This window comes from Bacillus sp. 2B09 (genome assembly GCF_003946835.1).
Taxonomy (GTDB): Bacteria; Bacillota; Bacilli; order Bacillales; family Bacillaceae; genus Bacillus; species Bacillus altitudinis.
Genome location: NZ_RPSG01000014.1, coordinates 37962 through 59793 on the forward strand (window position 1 = coordinate 37962; position 21832 = coordinate 59793).

Here is a 21832-nt window from a genome sequence, read left to right on the forward strand (position 1 = left end):
ATATTATCATCATGGCAGAAGGATGTCAATATCGTTTGACAGATTATCTTGACATCCTTCACCATTTTCTGATGATTTTTATAGAAATCTTAAGAGAAAGATTACTCTACAGGAACCATATCGTCAGACGGCTGCACTTGTGAAACCGGCTTAACTTTACGGTAGTTTGGCATTCCAGTTCCAGCAGGAACAAGTTTACCGATGATGACATTCTCTTTCAAGCCAAGCAATTCATCACGTTTTCCTTTGATCGCCGCATCTGTTAGGACACGAGTCGTTTCTTGGAAGGATGCTGCAGACAAGAACGAGTCTGTTTCAAGCGATGCTTTTGTAATACCAAGAAGAACTGGACGGCCTGTTGCAGGACGTTTGCCTTCGAATAGTACTTTTTTGTTCGCTTCTGTGAATTGGTGTACATCAAGAAGTGTGCCTGGTAATACATCTGTATCCCCTGCATCAGCGACACGCACTTTACGAAGCATTTGGCGAACCATTACTTCTACGTGCTTATCTCCGATTTCTACCCCTTGCATACGGTATACTTTTTGTACTTCATGAAGCAGATATTCTTGAACAGCTGTCATATCAGTCACTTTAAGAAGTTCTTTCGGATCGATTGAACCTTCTGTCAGTACTTGACCACGAGTGACTTTGTCACCTTCAACAACTTTCAGACGTGCATTGTAAGGAGCTGTGTAAGAGCGAGTTTCAACTTCGCCTTGAACCACAATTTCCTGTTGCTTGTCACGAACATCGTTAATTTCAGCAACGACACCATCAATTTCAGAAATGGTTGCCTGCCCTTTCGGATTACGCGCTTCAAATAACTCTTGGATACGAGGTAAACCTTGAGTGATATCGTCTCCTGCTACCCCACCGGTGTGGAACGTACGCATTGTAAGCTGTGTTCCTGGCTCACCGATCGATTGTGCAGCGATGATTCCAACTGCTTCACCGACTTCAACGTCAGTACCAGTTGCAAGGTTACGGCCGTAGCATCGTTTACATACACCATGAGGCGTGTTACATGTAAATGCAGAACGGATCCATACTTCCTCGATTCCTGCTTCAACTACTTCAAGTGCTTTATCTTCATCAATTAGTTCGTTTTCGCCAACAATGACTTCGCCCGTTTCAGGATGAACAATTGGTTTTCTTGCAAAACGTCCAATTAGACGTTCTTCAAGTTTCTCAATAATTTCATTTCCTTCTTTAATGGACTTCGCCAAGATTCCACGGTCTGTACCGCAATCTGTTTCGCGGATGATAACATCCTGTGCAACGTCAACGAGACGACGCGTGAGGTAACCTGAGTCAGCTGTTTTAAGAGCTGTATCGGCAAGACCTTTACGCGCTCCGTGAGTGGAAATAAAGTATTCCAATACGGTTAAACCTTCACGGAAACTAGATTTAATCGGAAGTTCAATGATACGTCCAGCCGGGTTGGCCATCAGACCACGCATACCAGCCAGCTGAGTGAAGTTAGATGCGTTACCACGCGCTCCAGAGTCACTCATCATGTAGATAGGGTTGACTTCATCAAGAGACTTCATCAGTTTACCTTGGATGACATCTTTAGAAGAACTCCAGATCGAAATGACTCTCTCGTAACGCTCTTCTTCAGTAATCAAACCACGTCTGAATTGCTTCATGACGTTATCTACTTTTGCTTGTGCTTCTTCAAGGATTTTTTGTTTATCGTCTAGTACGACGATATCAGACACACCAACCGTAATACCGGCTTTAGTAGAGTATCTGAAACCAAGATTTTTCATGCGGTCAAGCATTTTAGATGTCTCAGTGATGTGGAATCTCTTAAAGATTTCCGCAATGATTTTACCTAAAATACCTTTTTTGAACGGCGCATTGATTTCTTGTTTCTCGATCGCAGCTTTGACATCTTCACCTTTTTCAAGGAAGAAGCGGTCAGGCGTTTTTTCTTCAATATTGCTCTTTGTCGGCTCATTCATGTAAGGGAATGATTCCGGTAAGATTTCGTTAAAGATTAGTTTTCCAACTGTTGTAATCAACAATTTAGAACGCTGTTCATCAGTGAATGTCACATTCTTCAACGAGTTAGCTGCAACAGCTACACGTGTATGAAGATGCACATACCCATTTTGATAAGCTAGAAGGGCTTCGTTCGTATCTTTGAAGACCATACCTTCTCCGATAGCACCTTTACGCTCAAGTGTAAGGTAGTAGTTACCTAGCACCATATCCTGAGATGGCGTAACAACAGGTTTTCCATCTTTCGGGTTCAAAATGTTTTGAGCAGCAAGCATTAAGATACGAGCTTCAGCTTGAGCTTCAGCAGATAATGGTACGTGAACCGCCATTTGGTCACCATCAAAGTCAGCGTTGTAGGCAGTACATACAAGTGGATGCAGACGAATTGCGCGTCCTTCCACAAGTGTAGGTTCAAACGCTTGAATACCAAGTCTGTGAAGAGTTGGTGCACGGTTTAGTAAGACTGGATGCTCACGAATCACTGATTCTAAAACATCCCAAACTTCCGGTTGCACGCGCTCAATCTTACGTTTCGCGCTCTTAATGTTGTGAGCTAATCCTTTTTCAACAAGCTCCTTCATCACGAATGGTTTGAATAGTTCAAGAGCCATTTCTTTCGGAAGTCCACACTGATACATTTTCAAATGTGGTCCAACGACGATAACGGAACGTCCAGAATAGTCAACACGTTTACCAAGCAAGTTTTGACGGAAACGCCCTTGTTTCCCTTTCAGCATGTGAGAAAGAGATTTCAATGGTCTATTTCCTGGTCCTGTTACTGGTCGGCCTCTACGTCCATTATCAATCAAGGCATCGACAGCTTCTTGAAGCATACGCTTCTCGTTCTGAACGATGATGCTTGGCGCGCCAAGATCTAATAAACGTTTCAGACGATTGTTACGGTTGATGACACGACGATAAAGGTCGTTCAAGTCAGAAGTAGCAAAACGTCCGCCATCAAGCTGAACCATCGGACGTAATTCTGGTGGAATAACCGGAAGTACATCAAGGATCATCCAAGACGGTTTGTTTCCTGAGTTACGGAAAGCTTCCAACACTTCAAGGCGTTTGATCGCACGTGTACGACGCTGTCCTTGAGCTGTTTTTAGCTCTTCTTTGAGTGTATCTACTTCTTTCACAAGATCGATATCTTGAAGAAGTTTGTTAATTGCTTCTGCACCCATAGCTGCTTGGAAGGTGTTACCGTATTTATCTAAATAAGCACGGAATTCTTTCTCAGAAAGAAGTTGTTTCTTCTCAAGCGGTGTGTTGCCCGGATCAGTCACGACGTAAGAAGCGAAGTAAATCACTTCTTCTAACGCACGTGGTGACATATCTAGAACAAGACCCATACGGCTTGGGATACCTTTGAAATACCAAATGTGGGAAACTGGGGCAGCCAGTTCGATATGCCCCATTCTCTCACGACGGACTTTTGCCCGTGTTACTTCTACACCACAACGGTCACATACAACACCCTTATAACGAACGCGTTTATACTTTCCACAATGACATTCCCAGTCTTTTTGCGGTCCGAAGATACGTTCACAAAAGAGACCATCTTTTTCCGGTTTCAGTGTACGATAGTTAATCGTTTCAGGCTTTTTCACTTCACCAAAAGACCAAGAACGGATTTTATCAGGTGATGCGAGACCGATGTTCATATACTCAAAATTGTTCACATCTAGCAAGGGGCCTACCTCCCTTTTAATCTTCGGGTTATACCCTAGTCACTTGCTCTAATCGTTTCTGCTATTCTTTTGTGACTGCGTCACGTTCAAGATCGACAGGTGCGAGGTCTGCAGCATCTTCGTCATTAGATAACGCTAATCCGTCTGCTTTCTTCGTTTCCTCATCGTCTTCTAAATCTCTCATTTCTATCTCTTCTTCATCGCCAGATAGGATTTTCACATCCATACCTAAACTTTGAAGTTCTTTAATTAATACTTTGAATGATTCAGGGACACCTGGTTCAGGTACGTTATCCCCTTTGACGATCGCTTCGTATGTTTTCACACGACCCACAACGTCATCCGATTTTACAGTTAAGATTTCTTGAAGTGTATATGCTGCACCGTAAGCTTCAAGTGCCCATACTTCCATCTCTCCGAAACGCTGTCCACCAAACTGTGCTTTACCGCCCAGTGGCTGCTGCGTAACAAGTGAGTATGGTCCAGTTGAACGAGCGTGAAGTTTATCGTCAACCATGTGAGCCAGTTTGATCATGTACATGATTCCGACTGATACACGGTTGTCGAATGGTTCACCAGTTCGACCGTCATAAAGGACTGTTTTCGCATCACGGGACATACCTGCTTCTTCAAGCGTTTCCCAAACATCTTCCTCACGCGCACCATCAAATACTGGTGACGCAATGTGGATGCCTAGGTAACGTGCAGCCATACCCATATGAAGCTCAAGTACCTGACCGATATTCATACGAGATGGTACCCCTAGAGGGTTTAACATGATATCAATCGGTGTTCCATCTGGAAGATACGGCATATCTTCTTCTGGAAGGATTTTGGAGATAACCCCTTTGTTACCATGTCGTCCGGCCATTTTGTCACCTTCAGAAATTTTACGCTTCTGAACGATGTATACACGGACTAACTGGTTAACACCTGGTGGTAATTCATCTCCATCTTCACGGTTAAAGACTTTGACATCGTGGATGATTCCGCCGCCGCCGTGTGGTACACGTAGAGACGTATCACGTACTTCACGAGCCTTTTCACCAAAGATTGCATGTAATAGACGTTCTTCAGCTGTTAGTTCTGTTACACCTTTAGGCGTTACTTTCCCGACAAGAAGGTCTCCGTCTTTTACTTCTGCACCAATACGGATAATTCCACGCTCGTCAAGGTTGCGTAAAGCATCCTCTCCAACGTTTGGAATATCACGCGTAATTTCTTCTGGTCCAAGCTTTGTATCACGAGCTTCTGATTCATATTCTTCAATATGAATAGAAGTGTAGACGTCATCTTTTACAAGGCGCTCACTCATAATGATCGCATCCTCATAGTTGTAACCGTCCCAAGTCATGAAGCCGACCATGACGTTACGTCCTAGAGCCAATTCACCTTTTTCCATAGAAGGACCGTCTGCAAGGATTTCTCCTTTGACGACTTCATCTCCAACACTTACAATTGGGCGCTGGTTGTAGCAAGTCCCTTGGTTAGAGCGGACAAATTTCAGCAAGCTGTATTTGTCTAGGTTTCCTTTGACTTGTTGTCCGTCAACGTCTTCATAACGGCGAACCCAAATATTCTTCGCTTCAACACGTTCTACAACACCTGGGTAACGGCAGATCACAGCAGCACCAGAGTCTTTACCTGATACATACTCCATACCTGTACCAACAATCGGTGATTCCGGCTGCATCAAAGGCACAGCCTGACGTTGCATGTTCGCTCCCATTAGAGCACGGTTAGAGTCATCGTTTTCTAAGAATGGGATACATGCTGTCGCTGCAGAAACAACCTGCTTCGGCGAAACGTCCATGTAGTCAACGCGGTTTCGAGGAACAACGGTGTTTTCCCCTCTAAAACGAGCAATGATATTATCATCGATAAACGAACCATCTTCACCTAATATAGCGTTCGCTTGTGCTACAACGTAGTTATCCTCTTCATCAGCCGTTAAGTAATCGATTCTCGGTGTCACTTTACCTGTTTCAGGGTCAACCCGGCGGTAAGGTGTTTCAATAAAGCCGAAGCGATTCACTTTTGCAAATGAAGATAGAGAGTTAATCAAACCAATGTTTGGACCCTCTGGTGTTTCAATCGGACACATACGACCATAGTGAGAATAGTGAACGTCACGAACTTCCATTCCTGCACGCTCACGTGTCAAACCACCCGGTCCAAGCGCTGACAGACGACGTTTGTGCGTCAATTCAGCAAGCGGGTTTGTTTGATCCATGAACTGAGAAAGCTGAGAGCTACCAAAGAACTCTTTGATAGAAGCGATCACAGGACGGATGTTGATCAGCTGCTGAGGTGTGATCGTGTTCGTGTCTTGAATCGACATTCTTTCACGAACAACACGCTCCATTCTGCTTAAACCAATACGGAATTGGTTTTGCAGAAGTTCACCTACAGAACGCAGACGACGGTTACCAAGGTGATCGATATCATCTGTGTCACCTACTCCATGAAGCAGGTTAAAGAAGTAACTGATTGAAGCAATGATGTCAGAAGGCGTGATGTTCTTCACAGCTTCCTCTACATATGCATTACCAATCACGTTGATCACTTGCTCGCCTTCTTGATCAGTTGGTGCATAAATCTTGATAGATTGAAGTTCTACTTCATCCTCTACTACGCCACCGTTTGGATAAAGCTTTCTAAATCCGATGCCGTTTTCTAAGTATGGAAGAACTTTATCAAGCACTCTTCTATCTAAAATTTGACCTTTTTCTGCTAGGATTTCACCTGTTTCAGGATCAACTAGCGTTTCAGCCAATTTTTGATTGAATAGTCTATTTTTAATATGAAGCTTCTTATTAATCTTGTAGCGTCCAACATTTGCTAAGTCATATCTCTTCGGATCAAAGAAGCGAGAGTCTAGCAAGCTTTTCGCATTTTCAACAGTTGGTGGCTCTCCGGGACGAAGACGCTCGTAGATTTCGAGAAGTGCTTTATCAGCATTCTCTGTATTGTCTTTTTCCAACGTGTTGCGTAAGTATTCATTCTCGCCAATGAGGTCAAGAATCTCTTGATCAGAGCTGAAGCCGAGAGCACGCAAAAGAACCGTAACCGGCAACTTACGTGTGCGATCGATGCGTACATAGACTACATCCTTCGCATCAGTTTCGTATTCTAACCATGCGCCACGGTTTGGAATGACAGTCGCAGTAAAACCTTTTTTACCGTTTTTGTCTACTTTACCACTGAAATATACACTTGGAGAACGTACTAACTGAGAAACGATTACACGTTCCGCACCATTAATGATAAAAGTACCTGTGTCTGTCATGATTGGGAAATCACCCATAAACACATCTTGGTCTTTTACTTCTCCAGTTTCTTTGTTAATTAAACGAACTTTTACTCTTAGTGGAGCAGAGTAAGTTACATCACGTTCTTTTGATTCTGCTACAGGATACTTAGGATCCCCTAGGCTGTAATCAATGAATTCAAGAGAAAGGTTACCAGTAAAATCCTCAATTGGGGATATATCTTGAAACATCTCTCTAAGACCCTCATCAAGAAACCACTGATAAGAAGAGGTTTGAATTTCAATGAGATTTGGTAATTCTAACACTTCGCTTATGCGTGCGTAGCTTCTGCGCTGGCGGTGTCGTCCATACTGAACTAGTTGACCTGTCAACTGATTCACCCCTCAAATCATGCGTATTATATGTGTAAAAAGTATTTCTGTCTTTCAAATGTCAGTAAAGAAATACTTTTACAAGACAAAAGAAAAAAGGGTTTCTAAAATAAGAAAACCACATCCAAAAACAAATACCGATTTTATTAGTTTTCCCAAGTATGCATAATTTATACAAAATAGTTGTTTTTTAAGCCTATCAAGCAAAATATACACATTGGCATTTTATAATGTTAACACAGCTAGGAAACTGCGTCAAACTTTTTTAGCTTTGATAATATAGTAGCCCTTTTTTTTCATAACGACCGTCACTTCTCCAAAAAGTTGCTCTAATTTCTCAATCGCAGATGGTCCACCTTGTTTTTTCTGAATGACCACCCACAACTCACCTTCCGGCAATAAATGATCAGCACTTTTTTCAAAGATCGCATGTACTACTTTCTTCCCTGCCCGTATTGGGGGATTGGTCAGTATAGAGGCAAAAGCAGCTGATGAATGAACATTCGAGAACAAATCACTTTGATAGATGCGGACATTATCAATGCGATTATGCTTAGCGTTTTCCTTTGAAAGTTCGACTGCTCTTTCGTTCACATCAATCATATGAATGGTGCGGCCTGTCATTTCGTTTGCTAACGATAAGCCGATCGGTCCATAACCGCAACCGACATCTAAGACGTCGCCATCCAAGTCAGGTTCTTCAAAAGCTTCAATTAAAAGCCTCGAACCATAGTCGACTTCTTTCTTAGAAAACACTCCACTGTCACTTGTAAAAGTAAAGCTACGGTTTCTCAAGGTGAAGTCCCATGTCTGTTTATTGCTTTTCACTGATGGCTTTTCCGTATAATAGTGGTCACTCATGGTGAATGGACCTCCTCTGGATTCAATCGTTTCAGGAGATAAGAAAAGAAAAAGCCCGCCAGTAAAAGCGAGCTTTCCCAAAAGATTAGGCGAAGATTACTTAACTTCTACAGAAGCGCCAACTTCTTCAAGCTTAGCTTTAAGTTCTTCAGCTTCTTCTTTAGCAATACCTTCTTTAAGTGGTTTTGGAGTGTTGTCAACAAGTTCTTTAGCTTCTTTCAAGCCAAGACCAGTGATTTCACGAACCACTTTGATAACTTTGATTTTTTGGTCTCCAGCACCAGCAAGTACTAGATCAAAATCAGTTTTTTCTTCAGCAGCAGCACCGCCACCAGCAGCTACAGCTACAGGAGCAGCAGCAGTTACGCCAAATTCTTCTTCGATTGCTTTTACTAAGTCGTTTAACTCAAGTACAGTTGCTTCTTTAACTGAAGCAATGATTTCTTCGATATTTAAAGCCATTTGTAATTCCTCCATTTTAAGTTTTTTTACGTCAAGTACGCATTAAGCGCCTTGTTCTTCTTTTTGATCTGCAACTGCTTTAGTAGCAAGAGCAAGGTTACGAACTGGAGCTTGAAGAACGCTAAGCAACATAGAAAGTAAGCCTTCGCGAGACGGAAGTTCCGCAAGAGCCTTCACTTCTTCTACAGTCGCTACGTTTCCTTCGATAACACCAGCTTTGATTTCTAAAGCTTCGTGGCTTTTCGCAAATTCGTTGATGATTTTCGCAGGTGCGATAACATCTTCGTTACTGAATGCGATAGCGTTTGGACCTGTTAAGAAATCGTTTAAACCCGTTAGTTCAACTTGTTCAACTGCACGGCGAGTCAAAGTATTTTTGTAAACTTTGAATTCTACACCAGCATCACGAAGCTGTTTACGAAGTTCAGTCACTTCAGAAACTGAAAGACCGCGGTAATCTACGATTACAGTAGACATACTGTCTTTAAATTTAGAAGTAATTTCATCAACGACAACTTTTTTAGTATCGATTGCATTGCTCATGGTTACACCTCCTGTACATTCTTTGTGTAACACTTATACCGATCAGGCCATCACGTTCCTAACGAACGGTTCTCCATATAAAAAGCCTCCATTAAGACATGGAGGCTGTATATACAAGCATACGTTAACGTAAGACTGTGACATATACACCTCGGCGGGTTAATTAAGCCATAAGGCCCCTGCTGTCTACGGTATAAATGATTATTCTATTTTACAACATTTTGATATTATCAAAACGGTTGTGATAAGTCAAGAATTATTTTGCAGAGAAAGAAGATGGATCCACTTTCACGCCAGGGCCCATAGTAGATGTAACAGAAACGTTTTTCACGTATACACCTTTAGCCGCTGCAGGTTTCGCTTTAAGGATTGTGTCATAGATTGTTGCAAAGTTCTCAACAAGCTTTTCGTCCTCGAAAGAAACCTTTCCGATTGGCGCGTGGATGTTACCAGCTTTATCAACGCGGTATTCTACTTTACCAGCTTTGATTTCATTGATTGCTTTTTCTACTTCGAAAGTTACAGTTCCTGTTTTAGGGTTTGGCATAAGACCTTTTGGTCCAAGTACACGACCGATCTTACCAACTTCACCCATCATGTCAGGTGTCGCAACGATTACATCGAATTCGAACCAGCCTTGTTGGATTTTAGTGATGTAATCAGAATCTCCAACGTAGTCTGCTCCAGCAGCTTCTGCTTCTTTTGCTTTTTCGCCTTTAGCGAACACAAGAACGCGTTGAGTTTTACCAGTTCCGTTAGGAAGTACAACTGCACCGCGGATTTGTTGATCGTTTTTACGAGGGTCTACGCCCAAACGAAAAGCAACTTCTACAGTCGCATCAAATTTCGCTGTATTTGCTTTTTTTGTAAGAGAAACAGCTTCAGCAACATCATACGCTTTTGTACGATCGATCAGCTTAGCAGCTTCTACATACTTTTTACCTTTTTTAGCCATTATAAAAATCCTCCTTATGTGGTTTTAGCGGAATAACCTCCCACGAATAAGGGTTGCGAACTTGTCAAAACCAAACTCGCAACCCAACAAGACAAAAAATTAATCTTCGATGACAATACCCATACTGCGTGCAGTACCTTCAACCATGCGCATAGCTGATTCAACGCTAGCAGCGTTTAAGTCAGGCATTTTTGTTTCCGCGATTTCGCGTACTTTATCACGCTTAACAGTTGCCACTTTATTACGGTTAGGTTCACCAGAACCAGACTCAATACCAGCTGCTTTTTTAAGTAATACTGCAGCAGGTGGAGTTTTAGTAATAAATGTAAATGAACGGTCTTCAAAAACCGAAATTTCAACAGGAATGATAAGACCAGCTTGGTCAGCTGTACGAGCGTTAAACTCCTTACAGAATCCCATGATATTAACACCGGCTTGACCTAGTGCAGGTCCAACTGGTGGAGCTGGGTTAGCTTTTCCAGCAGGAATTTGCAATTTAACAACTTTTACTACTTTTTTAGCCACGAGACACACCTCCTTAAAGTCCGTGATGTGGTAATAGGGGAATCCCCCTCCCACTCAACAACTTCATTCTTTATATGAATGACGAAATAACTAGCTAGCGATCTTGAGCGAACTCAAGACGTACCTTTGCTATATTACCACTTCTATACACTCATTTCAAGCTCTTTTAAATTACAATTTATCGATCTGTGTGAACTCAAGTTCCACAGGAGTTTCTCTACCAAACATATTAACGAATACTTTGACTTTGCTTTTATCATAATCAATCTCTTCGATAGAGCCTGTGAAGTTAGCAAATGGTCCATCGATGACCTTGACTGTTTCTTTTAGTTCAAAGTCGATTTCTGTCTTGCGCTCTTCAAGTCCCATTCTCTTCAGAATGGTTTCCGCTTCGCCAGGTAATAACGCTGTCGGCTTAGAGCCTGATCCAGCTGATCCAACGAATCCTGTCACACCTGGTGTATTACGAACGACATACCAAGAATCGTCAGTCATGACGATTTCTACTAGCACATATCCAGGGAATACTTTCTTTTTCACTACTTTTTTCTTACCGTTTTTAATGTCCGTTTCTTCTTCTTCTGGTACAACAACGCGGAAAATTTTATCCTGCATGCCCATTGATTCAACACGCTTTTCCAAGTTCGCTTTCACTTTGTTCTCATAGCCAGAGTACGTATGCACAACATACCAATTCTTTTCCATTTTCGTTCAGGACTATTTAGTCCTTCCCTCCCCACATTTCGTAATGTCTATTTGACGAATCTCGAGTACCGGTAAATATTTTCAAGCAATTGAAAAAACCCGTAAAACGGGTTTTTTGGCAAGTCATATTATGATCTATTATAGCACGTTCAGCAGACCATTATTCAAGTATTAATGAATTAATTCGATTAATTGTGAGATTCCTATATCAAGAAAAGAGAAAAAGATGGCAAAAAATACGACTGTTAAAATAACAGTGATCGTGTAGCGGACCATTTCGTTTTTCTTTGGCCAGCTGACCTTTTTCATTTCTTTCCCGACACTTTTTAAGAAACTGATAATACGCATGTAAAAGACCTCCACAGATTAAAGAACGCAAATCCTACTTCGTTTCTAAATGTGTTTTATGTGAATTACAAGTCTTGCAATATTTCTTAACTTCTAATCTTTCAGCTGCTGAAGCAACACTTTTCATTGTCGTATAATTGCGGCTTCCGCAGTCTTTACAGGCTAGAGTAATCTTTTTCCTCATATTTACACCTATTTTCTCGACATCATTTCCTTAGTACCTTATCACAGTGTCGAAAAAGCTGTCAATATAGGTTTGATTAGAGACTGATCTCGCGCAGCTCTAAATATTTCTCTAATTTTCTCTTTACTCTTTGGAGTGCGTTATCAATTGATTTCACATGACGGTTTAAATCTTCAGAAATCTCCTGATAGGACCTGCCATCAAGATAAAGCACAAGTACCTTTCTTTCCAGCTCGCTTAGTAATTCACCCATTTTCATTTCAATATCATCAAATTCTTCTTTGCTAATGATTAAATCTTCTGGGTTAAGCGCTTTAGCACCGGAAATGACGTCCAATAATGTTCTGTCCGATTCTTCATCGTATATCGGCTTGTCTAATGATACATAGGAATTTAACGGGATATGTTTTTGGCGAGTAGCTGTTTTAATTGCGGTGATAATTTGGCGGGTAATACATAATTCTGCAAAAGCCTTAAATGAAGTTAGCTTGTCCTCTCTGAAATCGCGGATAGACTTATAAAGTCCGATCATCCCCTCTTGGACAATGTCCTCTCGATCCGCTCCAATCAAGAAATAAGATCTTGCTTTCGCACGTACAAAATTGCGGTATTTCGTTATTAAATAATCTAGCGCATCACTATCTCCGACATGAACCCTTTCAATGACTTGTTCATCTTCCAACTGGCAAAATTGCTCTCTGATGGACTTACCCTTGCTGTTGTTTAGATTCACTTCGATCCCCCCGACCGCACCTAGATAGAAATATTATACAATAATGGTTGAAATATCGTCAAGCTATTCCAAGTTTCCCCGCCGCCATTTTTCAAACGTTTTCAATACATCTTCTGACAATTCAATTTTGGATGCTGGTTTATCAGAAGTAATCTTTTTGACACGTGTTTCAATCTTTCGTTCAATCACTTCTATCTCTCTTAAAAGCTCTCGTGCTGACTTACGAAGTGCACCCTGTCCAAAAATCGCCCATTGTTCTGTATAATCAGAGGTCGCCACATGAATTTGCGTCCGAATGTTATTTAAGTCTTGTGCCAGTTTTTCAATCCGCTCATCAGCCGTTTCATTTTCTCTTGTAAAGATGACCTCTACTCGGTGGTTTGTCCGCTTCTTTTCGATTCCTTTGACCATATGGGCATCGAATACGACAATGACTCGATACCCTGTATATGCTTGATATTCTGCTAAATGTTGAATCAGCACGTCTCTGGCTTCTTCAAAGCTGTTTTCTTTTAAGTGCTGCAAACGAGGCCATGCACCTATCATGTTGTATCCATCGACTAAGAGGATGTCCATCTCTATTCTCCTAACGGATAACGTTTTCGATACACTTCATACATCAATAGACTAGCGGCAACTGATGCATTTAATGAAGTGACCTTCCCGGCCATTGGCAATTTAATCAAGAAATCACATTTTTCCTTAATCAATCGGCCAATTCCTTTTCCTTCACTGCCAATGACAAGAGCGAGAGGCATCGTGCCATCAAATTGTCTGTAGTCCTGCTTCGCAGATGCATCTGTTCCTGCGACCCAGATTCCTCTTTCTTTCATTTCATCAAGAGCTCTGGAAAGATTGGTTACTTTTGCGACCGGGATATGTTCAATGGCTCCAGTAGATGCTTTCGCAACAGTTGTCGTCAAGCCTACCGCTCGTCGTTTTGGAATGACGATTCCATGTGCACCAACAGCATCGGCCGTACGCATGATCGACCCTAAATTGTGCGGATCTTCAATTTCATCTAAGATGATGAAAAATGGTTGTTCATTCCGCTTTTCAGCAATTTGATACAGATCCTCCAATTCTGCATATTCATATGCTGCTACTTGTGCAACGATTCCCTGGTGCTGACCTGTTACCATCTGATCAAGCTTTTTCCTCGGAACATACTGAATGGTGATATTTTGCTTTTTCGCGAGTTCAATGACCTGCTGGGCTTGTCCTTTTACAGTGTTTTCTGCCATCCAGAGCTTGTATAACTCCCGATCTGACTTCAGTGTTTCAATCACTGCATTTTTCCCAATCACATAATCATGTTGCTGACTCATTTGTCTTCCTCCCTGACGTTCCGATTTCAATCGCCTGACTAATCAACTCTTCTAAGCGTTCGTCCTGCTTCTCAATAAATAAATAACCCATGAGCGCTTCAAACGCTGTACTATAACGATACGTTTGAACGTCTGTGTTTTTAGGCACTGTGCCTGATTTTGCATTTCTTCCTCTTTTCAGCACCGCTTCTTCTGCTTCAGTGAAAAAGCCTTGCTGATGAAGTGTAAATAAAATAACTGCCTGAGATTTAGCTGAAACAATTTTGCTTGCTCGTTTGTGCAGCTCATTTGGTTTTGTCGCCCCCGTTTGGAGGAGGTGATGCCTCACGTAGACTTCAAAAATGGCATCACCCATATAAGCAAGTGCAAGTCCGTTCAACTGTTTTCCGTCTTTCAGCTTTTCAAAATTCAACATGACCTATTCTCCTCTTTTCCAGCGAGTACCTTGAGGAGTGTCCTCCAATACAATATTCATGCTCTTTAACTGGTCACGAATTTGATCAGATAGCGCAAAATCACGATTTCTTCTAGCCTCATTGCGTTTTTCAATTAACGCTTCTACTTCTTCGTCAAGCGTATGCTTTTCTTCTAATGAGAAGCCAAGGACAGAGGTGATTTCTTGGAACAAGCCAATAAATGCCTTGATCACTTCCTCGGAAGTATGATCATTTTCCATATAGTAATTCGCTTGTTTCGCTAGTTCAAATAAAACAGAGATGGCATTTGCCGTATTGAAGTCATCATTCATTTCAGAAATAAATGTCGCACGCTGCTCTTCAATCTTTGTCAACCATTCAGCATTATCTTCTGTGATATTCGTGCTGCTTTCAAGGCGATGATGTAAATTAGCATACGACGTTTTGAGTCGGTTAAACGCACTCTTTGTACTCTCTAGTAAGTCCATTGAGTAGTTAATTGGATGACGGTAGTGAACCGACAACATAAAGAATCGAAGTACGTCAGGATCTTGTTCTTTCACAATGTCATGCACGAGCACAAAGTTGCCTAGTGATTTTGACATTTTTTCATTCTCAATATTAATATATCCGTTATGCATCCAATACTTTGCAAAAGGTTTGCCTGTCAAAGCCTCAGATTGAGCGATTTCATTTTCATGATGAGGGAAGGTTAAATCCTGTCCGCCTGCATGAATATCGATCGTATCACCTAAATATTTTTTAACCATGGCTGAGCATTCGATATGCCAGCCTGGGCGTCCTTCGCCCCACGGGCTATCCCATGAGATTTCTTGGTCCTTTGCAGCCTTCCATAAAGCAAAGTCCAGCGCATCTCGTTTCTTCTCACCTACACGAATACGGGCACCTGTCTTTAGTTCATCAATCGATTGGTGAGACAGTTTTCCGTAGCCTTCAAATGAGCGTGTGCTGTAATACACGTCACCATCTGCTTCATAGGCGTAGCCTTTTTCAATCAATGTGGCGATAAACGCAATGATATCATCCATATTTTCTGTCACTCGCGGGTGAAGGTCTGCTTTTTTGCAGCCTAATGCACTGACGTCCTCAAAGTATGCTTGGATAAATCGATCAGCAATCGTTGGGACATCCTCGCCTAATTCATTTGCTGCTTTGATGAGTTTATCATCCACATCAGTAAAGTTGGATACGAAATTCACATCATAGCCGCTATATTCTAAATACTTACGTACCGTATCATATACAATGGCCGGTCTTGCATTCCCGATATGAATGTAGTTATACACGGTTGGTCCGCATACATACATTTTGACCTTTCCTGGTTCAAGCGGGACAAACTCTTCCTTCTTACGTGTCAATGTATTATAAATATTGATTGTCATGATTGTTCTTCCTTTCTGCTCAATGAAGCCAGCTCACGTTTTAGCTTTTCCATTTCTCGCTCCAATTCTTTGAAACGATCAGAAACTGGATCTGGCAAATCTTGATGATTGAGATCACGATTGATTTTCTTTCCATTTTGAACGACCACTCGCCCAGGTATACCTACAACAGTAGAATGGTCTGGTACGTCTTTTAACACAACAGACCCCGCACCAATCTTGGACCCTTTTCCTACGGTAATAGAACCGAGCACCTTAGCACCAGTCGCAATCAGCGCATCGTCCAAAATAGTTGGATGCCGCTTTCCCTTTTCTTTCCCTGTTCCCCCTAATGTCACGCCTTGGAAAACAGTGACGTTATCGCCAATTTCACATGTTTCCCCAATCACGACGCCCATGCCGTGATCAATAAAGAACCGCCGGCCGATGGTTGCTGCTGGGTGAATCTCAACCCCTGTGAAAAACCGGCTGACCTGAGAAATGATCCGCGCAAGAAAATACAGCTTACGCTTGTAAAATGCATGCGCAACACGATGAGCCCAAATCGCATGAAGCCCTGAATAGGTTAGCACTACTTCAAGATAGCTTCTAGCAGCAGGATCTTGATCAAACACAGTATCAATATCTTCTTTCAGCATTTTGAAAAACACATGCTCCCCCCGTTCTTCCCCATCAATCTCTCTTAGGACTTACTCTCTTTTTTGGACAAATAAAAAACGCCTCTGCCATATGACAGAGACGTTTTGAAAACGCGGTTCCACTCTGTTTAGAAAGCCTCTTATTGCAAACTTTCTCAACTTCATCCCATAACGGAGGGTACCGCCCTTGCATACTAACATACGTGTTCCTCAAGGGTCTTGAGGGTGCATTTCCAACGTCTGCCCATAAGTCTCTTTCAGCCGGTGAAGACTCTTTCTGTGATAGGCGAAAACATTGTACTTCTCCCTCGCAACGATTTTCCTTATATTTGTTTAATGCGGTTTAATACCGTCTCTTTACCTAGTAGTTCAATACTTTGCGGAAGCTCTGGGCCATGCGTTTGTCCAGTGACAGCCACACGAATTGGCATGAATAGTTTCTTACCTTTATGCCCTGTTTCTTTTTGTACCGCTTTAATGGCAGCTTTGATTTCATCAGGTGTGAAAGACTCAAGACGTTCAAGCTGACCTGCAAACGAAGCCATCACTTCTGGTACTTGCTCTTCTGCAAGAACTTCCTTTGCCTCTTGATTATACTCAATTTGTTCCTTAAAGAACAACTCTGTTAACTCAACAATTTCTGCTCCGTAGCTCAATTGCTCGTGGTATAGAGAAATGAGTTTGCGCACCCACGTGTTTTCTTCTTCTGTCAGCTGCTCGCTTACCTTGCCTGCCTTTTGAAGATGTGGAAGTGTAAGTGCCACAACTTGATCAAGATCAAGTGCTTTTACGTATTGGTTATTCACCCATTTTAGTTTATGCATATCGAAGAGAGCTGGTGACTTAGAAAGTCGATTGACATCGAAAATATCGATGAACTGCTCTTTTGTAAATAGTTCCTCTTCGCCAACTGGAGACCACCCAAGTAGTGCAATGAAGTTAAACAAAGCTTCTGGTAAATAGCCCAAGTTCTTATACTGTTCGATGAACTGGATAATTGATTCATCACGTTTGCTTAATTTCTTGCGGTTCTCGTTTACAATCAGCGTCATATGTCCGAACAGCGGAACATCCCAGCCAAATGCATTGAAGACCATAATTTGTTTAGGTGTATTCGAGATGTGATCCTCACCACGAAGAATGTGAGTCATTTTCATCAAATGATCATCCACCGCTACAGCGAAGTTATACGTTGGTGTACCATCTTTCTTCACAATAACAAAGTCACCGATGCCGTCTGTTTCAAATGAAATCTCGCCTTTGACCATATCGTCAAATTTGATGATTTCTCCTTTAGGCACTCGGAAGCGGATGCTTGGCTCTCTTCCTTCAGCAATCAGCTTGTCCTCTTCTTCTTTTGATAAATGACTGCATTTACCAGAGTATCGAGGCATTTCACTGCGGGCAATTTGTGCTTCACGCTCTTCTTCTAGTTCTTCAGCCGTACAATAGCACTTATACGCCAAATCTTTCTCTAGCAGCTCGTCATAATATTTTTTGTAAATATCATTACGCTCTGATTGTCTGTAAGGACCGTAGCCCCCATCTTTATCAATGCTCTCGTCCCAATCAATCCCGAGCCATTGCAGGTGGCGAAGCTGGCTTTCTTCTCCGCCTTCTACATTACGCTTTTGATCCGTATCCTCGATCCGAATAATAAATTTGCCGCCTTGGCTGCGTGCGAACAAATAGTTGAAAAGAGCCGTTCTAGCATTCCCAATATGTAAATGACCAGTTGGACTCGGTGCATAACGAACACGCACTTCATTTCCCATGAGTTTAACTTCCTTTCATCTGCATCATGTTGTCTGACACCAATTTTTTATAAACGTATTTTATCATCAAAACCCATTCTCATCAAAACGGATTTTACTTTTTCTGAAGAAGTACGGTTGCTTGAGAGGCAATTCCTTCGCCTCTTCCTGTAAATCCAAGTTTCTCTGTCGTTGTTGCTTTGACATTCACCTGTGTGACATCTGCCTCAAGAGCTTCTGCGATTTTCTCACACATTGGCTGAATGTATGGTGCCATCTTTGGTTTTTGCGCCATGATCGTGCAATCGATATTCACCAGTGTATAGCCTTTTTCTTTTACAAGTGCCCACACGTGCTGAAGTAATTTAAAAGAGTCTGCATCTTTAAACTCAGGATCCGTGTCTGGGAAATGTCTGCCGATATCTCCTTCTGCAATCGCACCTAGGCAGGCATCCGCCACAGTATGAAGCAGTACATCCGCATCTGAATGCCCAAGTAGACCCTTTTCATAAGGGATCGTCACACCGCCAATAATAAGAGGTCTTCCCTCTGTTAATTGATGTACATCAAAACCTTGTCCTATTCTAAACATGTTCTAGTACCCTCTTTCCGCATCCATAATTGCCTTGGCAACCAATAAATCATCCGGTGTTGTCAGTTTAATATTGGTATAGTCTCCTTGGACAATATACACACTCTCACCGTGTAATTGTTCCACAAGACTGGCGTCATCTGTTCCAAGAAAGCCTGTCCGCTCCGCATGTTCATGCGCTTCTTTTAAAATAGAATGACGAAAAGCTTGTGGGGTCTGGACTGCCCACAAGCTCTGACGTTCAATGGTTTGTTCCACTTTGCCTTCTTGAACGCGTTTGATTGTGTCTTTCACTGGTACCGCTACGACTGCGGAGCCTTTTTCAATCGCTGCTTTAACGAGCAAGTCAATCTGTGTATGCTTAATAAAAGGCCTTGCGCCATCATGAACAAGCACGATGTCCGCATCTTGCACAGCCTTCAATCCTTCGTATACACTTTGCTGCCGTTCTTCACCGCCAGTGACAAGTGAAACAGGCGTTTGAAAAGCGTGTACCTTCAGTAGCCTTTCAAAGTCACGACGCTCTTCTTCATTGATCGCTAAGATCATGCGTCTGCATTGTGAATGAGCGTCAAACACCTTCAGTGTGTGGATGATGACCGGCATTCTTTTCAATTCAATAAAAAGTTTATTGCGGCCGGCCTTCATTCGCTTCCCCTGCCCCGCAGCCGGAATAACTACTTCATAATACATGTTCGTTCTCCCTTTAGAGCGCCTTCTCCAGAAGTTTTGGCTTCGCAAAAATCATTCTTCCAGCAGCAGTTTGCAGCACACTCGTGACGAGCACATCAATGTCTTTTCCAATATAATTGCGTCCTTCTTCGACCACAATCATCGTACCGTCATCTAAGTAAGCAACACCTTGGTTATGCTCTTTCCCGTCTTTGATGACCTGTACCTTCATTTCTTCCCCAGGCAGTACAACCGGTTTGACTGCATTGGCTAGATCATTGATGTTTAACACTGCTACTTTTTGAAGTTCGCATACTTTATTTAAATTAAAATCATTTGTCACAACAACACCTGAAGTTAACTTAGCGAGTTTCACAAGCTTGCTGTCAACCTCTTGAATATCTTCAAAGTCACCTTCGTAAATTTCAACTTTAATATCCAGTTCTTTTTGGATACGATTTAAAATATCAAGACCTCTTCGGCCTCTATTTCTCTTTAATACATCAGAAGAGTCTGCAATATGCTGTAATTCCTCGAGTACAAATTGAGGAATGACCATCACACCTTCTAGGAATCCAGTTTGACAAATATCTGCGATTCTTCCATCAATGATAACACTTGTGTCTAAAATTTTCAGCTTTTTATCTTCTATTTCAGGTTCATCATCAGCTGCTCCTTTTTTCTTTGTGACCTTTGCAGATCGAGAGAACAGCCCCATCATTTCATCCTTCTTCTTAAACCCTACCTGAAATCCAAGGTATCCTAAAAAGAAAGCCAGGAAAATCGGAATAATGGTACCAAATATATGATATGGGATATTGTTTAGCGGGATCACGTTTACAATAAGATATGCTAGAATAAGTCCAAATACTAAACCGAAACTTCCAGATATAAGATCAGGAAGAGGCGCCTTCAATAGAGAATCCTCGATCCATTTCACCCAATTAACCACATAGCCTGTGCACCATTTACCAATGATAAAGAACACAGCGGCTCCTATTAGTGCTGAAGAGTAAGCATTTGTTATGAAAGGTATGTCCTTCACATTTAACAGCAGAAATAACTCTGGAATGATAAAAATCCCTACAACTGCACCGAAAATGATAAAAAACGCCTGAACGATTCTTTTTAACATACCTTCACCTCCTTTATTTTTCATCTGTCAATCCACCTTCATCTGACATTGATATATGCTTAAGTTTCCTATCATCATGAACAGAAAACAAAACCATCATTAATATACCCATATTCATCCATTTTTAACCGTATTTAAGAAAAATTTCTCTTTTTATAGCTGACGGTCGATATAATGTTTTTCTTGCAGTCTTTTTAATCCTTTTTTTATCTTTTTCGCTCTTACTTCTCCAATTCCTTCTACTTCATCCAAATCTTGTACATCTGCTTCCATAATTCGATCTAGCACACCAAATGCTTCGACCACGTTTTCAACGATCGGCATAGGCAATCTAGGGATTTTATGAAGTAATCTGTATCCTCTTGTGTACACATATTCGTCAATATTTGTAGATGCTGGATAGCCGAGTAACTTGTACAAAATAGAGTCATCTAAAAGTTCAAAGCTCGACATATCTTGGAGCTGTTTCAGCAGCACATATGGATCTTTGATCTTTTCTTTCACGTAATCTTTAATAAATAAAGCCGCTTCCTGCTCCATATCTGTAATCAGCTCATTGACTTGCAGACGGATCAAGTGTCCTTCTGTCCCAAGCTCTTTGATATACATATTGATTTCATTTTTGATTCTAAGTACCATTTCATAACGATGCAGCACGGATAATACATCACCAAAGGTCACAAGCTCTTCAAATTCTAAGGCGCTTAACGCAGAAATGGCATGATCTAAAATGGTTTTATATTTCTCAAGTGTTTGTATCGCTTGGTTGGCCTTCGTCAAAATAAAACCAATATCTTTCAGCGTATATCGTCGATTCCCTTGGTATAAGGTAATGACGTTCCGACGTTCAGAAATGGCAATGATTAAGCAGCCTGTCTGCTTTGCTACACGTTCAGCCGTTCGGTGTCTCATGCCTGTTTCTGATGAATGAATGGTTGCATCCGGCATGAGCTGTGTATTCGCATACAAGATTTTTTGACCAGAGTCACTTAAAATAATCGCCCCATCCATCTTCGCCAATTCATATAAATGTGCTGGGGAGAATGCAGAATTAATATGAAATCCTCCATCTACCACACTTTTCACTTTATCGTTATAACCAACAACAATGAGCCCTCCAGTATTGGCTCTTAGGACGTTTTCAATCCCTGCCCGCAGGGGTGTCCCCGGTGCCACAAACTGGACAATATCTAAGAGATCGACTTCTCTCGCTCCTTTTTTCTCTTTTTCCATT

21 protein-coding genes and 2 other annotated features are annotated in these 21832 nt (G+C 41.7%); all 21 genes read right to left on the minus strand.

What is annotated here, in order from left to right:
- Positions 1–101: 101 nt before the first annotated feature.
- The 21 genes from rpoC to disA all read right to left on the minus strand — a co-directional run bounded on the left by rpoC (position 102) and on the right by disA (position 21831).
- A complete protein-coding gene (gene rpoC, locus EBQ12_RS18530; RefSeq protein ID WP_125590984.1) occupies positions 102–3701 on the minus strand; it encodes a DNA-directed RNA polymerase subunit beta' in 3600 nt (1199 codons plus the stop codon).
- A gap of 61 nt (positions 3702–3762) precedes the next feature.
- On the minus strand, positions 3763–7344 hold the full coding sequence (gene rpoB, locus EBQ12_RS18535; protein WP_007496297.1) for a DNA-directed RNA polymerase subunit beta: 3582 nt from the start codon (positions 7342–7344) through the stop codon (positions 3763–3765).
- 255 nt (positions 7345–7599) lie between these two features.
- Positions 7600–8205, minus strand: a complete 606-nt coding sequence (locus EBQ12_RS18540; RefSeq protein ID WP_007496296.1) for a class I SAM-dependent methyltransferase — start codon at positions 8203–8205, stop codon at positions 7600–7602.
- A 96-nt stretch (positions 8206–8301) separates the two neighbouring features.
- Positions 8302–8667, minus strand: a complete 366-nt coding sequence (rplL, locus tag EBQ12_RS18545; RefSeq protein WP_008345418.1) for a 50S ribosomal protein L7/L12 — start codon at positions 8665–8667, stop codon at positions 8302–8304.
- Between the two features lie 42 nt (positions 8668–8709).
- Positions 8710–9210, minus strand: coding sequence for a 50S ribosomal protein L10 (gene rplJ, locus EBQ12_RS18550; protein WP_003217048.1), 501 nt, complete (start codon positions 9208–9210; stop codon positions 8710–8712).
- Positions 9211–9279: 69 nt separating this feature from the next.
- Positions 9280–9420: a sequence feature (ribosomal protein L10 leader region), on the minus strand.
- A gap of 46 nt (positions 9421–9466) precedes the next feature.
- Entirely contained in the window at positions 9467–10165 is a 699-nt protein-coding gene (gene rplA / locus EBQ12_RS18555; protein ID WP_017359164.1) for a 50S ribosomal protein L1, read from the minus strand.
- A 99-nt stretch (positions 10166–10264) separates the two neighbouring features.
- Positions 10265–10690, minus strand: a complete 426-nt coding sequence (rplK, locus tag EBQ12_RS18560; RefSeq protein ID WP_003216956.1) for a 50S ribosomal protein L11 — start codon at positions 10688–10690, stop codon at positions 10265–10267.
- Positions 10691–10861: 171 nt separating this feature from the next.
- Positions 10862–11395, minus strand: a complete 534-nt coding sequence (gene nusG / locus EBQ12_RS18565; protein WP_003217197.1) for a transcription termination/antitermination protein NusG — start codon at positions 11393–11395, stop codon at positions 10862–10864.
- A gap of 171 nt (positions 11396–11566) precedes the next feature.
- Positions 11567–11743 carry a preprotein translocase subunit SecE gene (secE, locus tag EBQ12_RS18570; RefSeq protein WP_008345422.1) on the minus strand — a complete coding sequence of 59 codons (177 nt, stop codon included), beginning with the start codon at positions 11741–11743 and terminating at the stop codon, positions 11567–11569.
- 34 nt (positions 11744–11777) lie between these two features.
- Positions 11778–11927, minus strand: a complete 150-nt coding sequence (gene rpmG / locus EBQ12_RS18575) for a 50S ribosomal protein L33 (RefSeq protein WP_008356502.1) — start codon at positions 11925–11927, stop codon at positions 11778–11780.
- Positions 11928–12003: 76 nt separating this feature from the next.
- Positions 12004–12660, minus strand: coding sequence for an RNA polymerase sporulation sigma factor SigH (sigH, locus tag EBQ12_RS18580; protein WP_008345424.1), 657 nt, complete (start codon positions 12658–12660; stop codon positions 12004–12006).
- A 63-nt stretch (positions 12661–12723) separates the two neighbouring features.
- The gene (rae1, locus tag EBQ12_RS18585) at positions 12724–13236 is read right to left on the minus strand and encodes a ribosome-dependent mRNA decay endonuclease Rae1/YacP (protein ID WP_007496285.1); all 513 of its coding nucleotides are present in this window, start codon (positions 13234–13236) and stop codon (positions 12724–12726) included.
- 2 nt (positions 13237–13238) lie between these two features.
- On the minus strand, positions 13239–13988 hold the full coding sequence (gene rlmB, locus EBQ12_RS18590) for a 23S rRNA (guanosine(2251)-2'-O)-methyltransferase RlmB (protein ID WP_125590986.1): 750 nt from the start codon (positions 13986–13988) through the stop codon (positions 13239–13241).
- Entirely contained in the window at positions 13972–14403 is a 432-nt protein-coding gene (locus tag EBQ12_RS18595; RefSeq protein ID WP_125590988.1) for a Mini-ribonuclease 3, read from the minus strand. Before EBQ12_RS18595 ends, rlmB begins: the two co-directional genes overlap by 17 nt.
- Positions 14404–14406: 3 nt before the next feature.
- Complete coding sequence (gene cysS / locus EBQ12_RS18600) at positions 14407–15807, minus strand: cysteine--tRNA ligase (protein WP_096880895.1); 1401 nt, start codon at positions 15805–15807, stop codon at positions 14407–14409.
- On the minus strand, positions 15804–16457 hold the full coding sequence (cysE, locus tag EBQ12_RS18605; protein ID WP_017366453.1) for a serine O-acetyltransferase: 654 nt from the start codon (positions 16455–16457) through the stop codon (positions 15804–15806). The genes cysS and cysE overlap by 4 nt, the downstream gene beginning before the upstream one ends.
- 81 nt (positions 16458–16538) lie before the next feature.
- Positions 16539–16768 (minus strand) — a binding site (T-box leader).
- A complete protein-coding gene (gene gltX / locus EBQ12_RS18610; protein WP_007496275.1) occupies positions 16769–18220 on the minus strand; it encodes a glutamate--tRNA ligase in 1452 nt (483 codons plus the stop codon).
- Positions 18221–18314: 94 nt separating this feature from the next.
- Positions 18315–18791: a 2-C-methyl-D-erythritol 2,4-cyclodiphosphate synthase gene (ispF, locus tag EBQ12_RS18615; RefSeq protein WP_007496273.1), complete on the minus strand. Its 477-nt coding sequence runs from the start codon at positions 18789–18791 to the stop codon at positions 18315–18317.
- Positions 18792–18794: 3 nt separating this feature from the next.
- Positions 18795–19484: a 2-C-methyl-D-erythritol 4-phosphate cytidylyltransferase gene (ispD, locus tag EBQ12_RS18620; RefSeq protein WP_008345432.1), complete on the minus strand. Its 690-nt coding sequence runs from the start codon at positions 19482–19484 to the stop codon at positions 18795–18797.
- A gap of 13 nt (positions 19485–19497) precedes the next feature.
- Positions 19498–20598, minus strand: a complete 1101-nt coding sequence (locus EBQ12_RS18625; RefSeq protein ID WP_003217214.1) for a PIN/TRAM domain-containing protein — start codon at positions 20596–20598, stop codon at positions 19498–19500.
- Positions 20599–20751: 153 nt separating this feature from the next.
- Positions 20752–21831 (minus strand): DNA integrity scanning diadenylate cyclase DisA, encoded by a 1080-nt coding sequence (gene disA, locus EBQ12_RS18630; protein ID WP_007496267.1) that lies wholly within the window; start codon positions 21829–21831, stop codon positions 20752–20754.
- Position 21832: the final 1 nt, after the last annotated feature.

Bases quoted from the DNA above. Each gene is read 5' to 3' on its own strand.
- EBQ12_RS18540 (WP_007496296.1), bottom strand. From the start codon at position 8,205: ATGAGTGACCACTATTATACGGAAAAGCCATCAGTGAAAAGCAATAAA.
- rplL (WP_008345418.1), bottom strand. From the start codon at position 8,667: ATGGCTTTAAATATCGAAGAAATCATTGCTTCAGTTAAAGAAGCAACT.
- rplJ (WP_003217048.1), bottom strand. From the start codon at position 9,210: ATGAGCAATGCAATCGATACTAAAAAAGTTGTCGTTGATGAAATTACT.
- rplA (WP_017359164.1), bottom strand. From the start codon at position 10,165: ATGGCTAAAAAAGGTAAAAAGTATGTAGAAGCTGCTAAGCTGATCGAT.
- nusG (WP_003217197.1), bottom strand. From the start codon at position 11,395: ATGGAAAAGAATTGGTATGTTGTGCATACGTACTCTGGCTATGAGAAC.
- secE (WP_008345422.1), bottom strand. From the start codon at position 11,743: ATGCGTATTATCAGTTTCTTAAAAAGTGTCGGGAAAGAAATGAAAAAG.
- rpmG (WP_008356502.1), bottom strand. From the start codon at position 11,927: ATGAGGAAAAAGATTACTCTAGCCTGTAAAGACTGCGGAAGCCGCAAT.
- rae1 (WP_007496285.1), bottom strand. From the start codon at position 13,236: ATGGACATCCTCTTAGTCGATGGATACAACATGATAGGTGCATGGCCT.
- rlmB (WP_125590986.1), bottom strand. From the start codon at position 13,988: ATGAGTCAGCAACATGATTATGTGATTGGGAAAAATGCAGTGATTGAA.
- EBQ12_RS18595 (WP_125590988.1), bottom strand. From the start codon at position 14,403: ATGTTGAATTTTGAAAAGCTGAAAGACGGAAAACAGTTGAACGGACTT.
- cysS (WP_096880895.1), bottom strand. From the start codon at position 15,807: ATGACAATCAATATTTATAATACATTGACACGTAAGAAGGAAGAGTTT.
- gltX (WP_007496275.1), bottom strand. From the start codon at position 18,220: ATGGGAAATGAAGTGCGTGTTCGTTATGCACCGAGTCCAACTGGTCAT.
- ispF (WP_007496273.1), bottom strand. From the start codon at position 18,791: ATGTTTAGAATAGGACAAGGTTTTGATGTACATCAATTAACAGAGGGA.
- ispD (WP_008345432.1), bottom strand. From the start codon at position 19,484: ATGTATTATGAAGTAGTTATTCCGGCTGCGGGGCAGGGGAAGCGAATG.
- EBQ12_RS18625 (WP_003217214.1), bottom strand. From the start codon at position 20,598: ATGTTAAAAAGAATCGTTCAGGCGTTTTTTATCATTTTCGGTGCAGTT.
- disA (WP_007496267.1), bottom strand. From the start codon at position 21,831: ATGGAAAAAGAGAAAAAAGGAGCGAGAGAAGTCGATCTCTTAGATATT.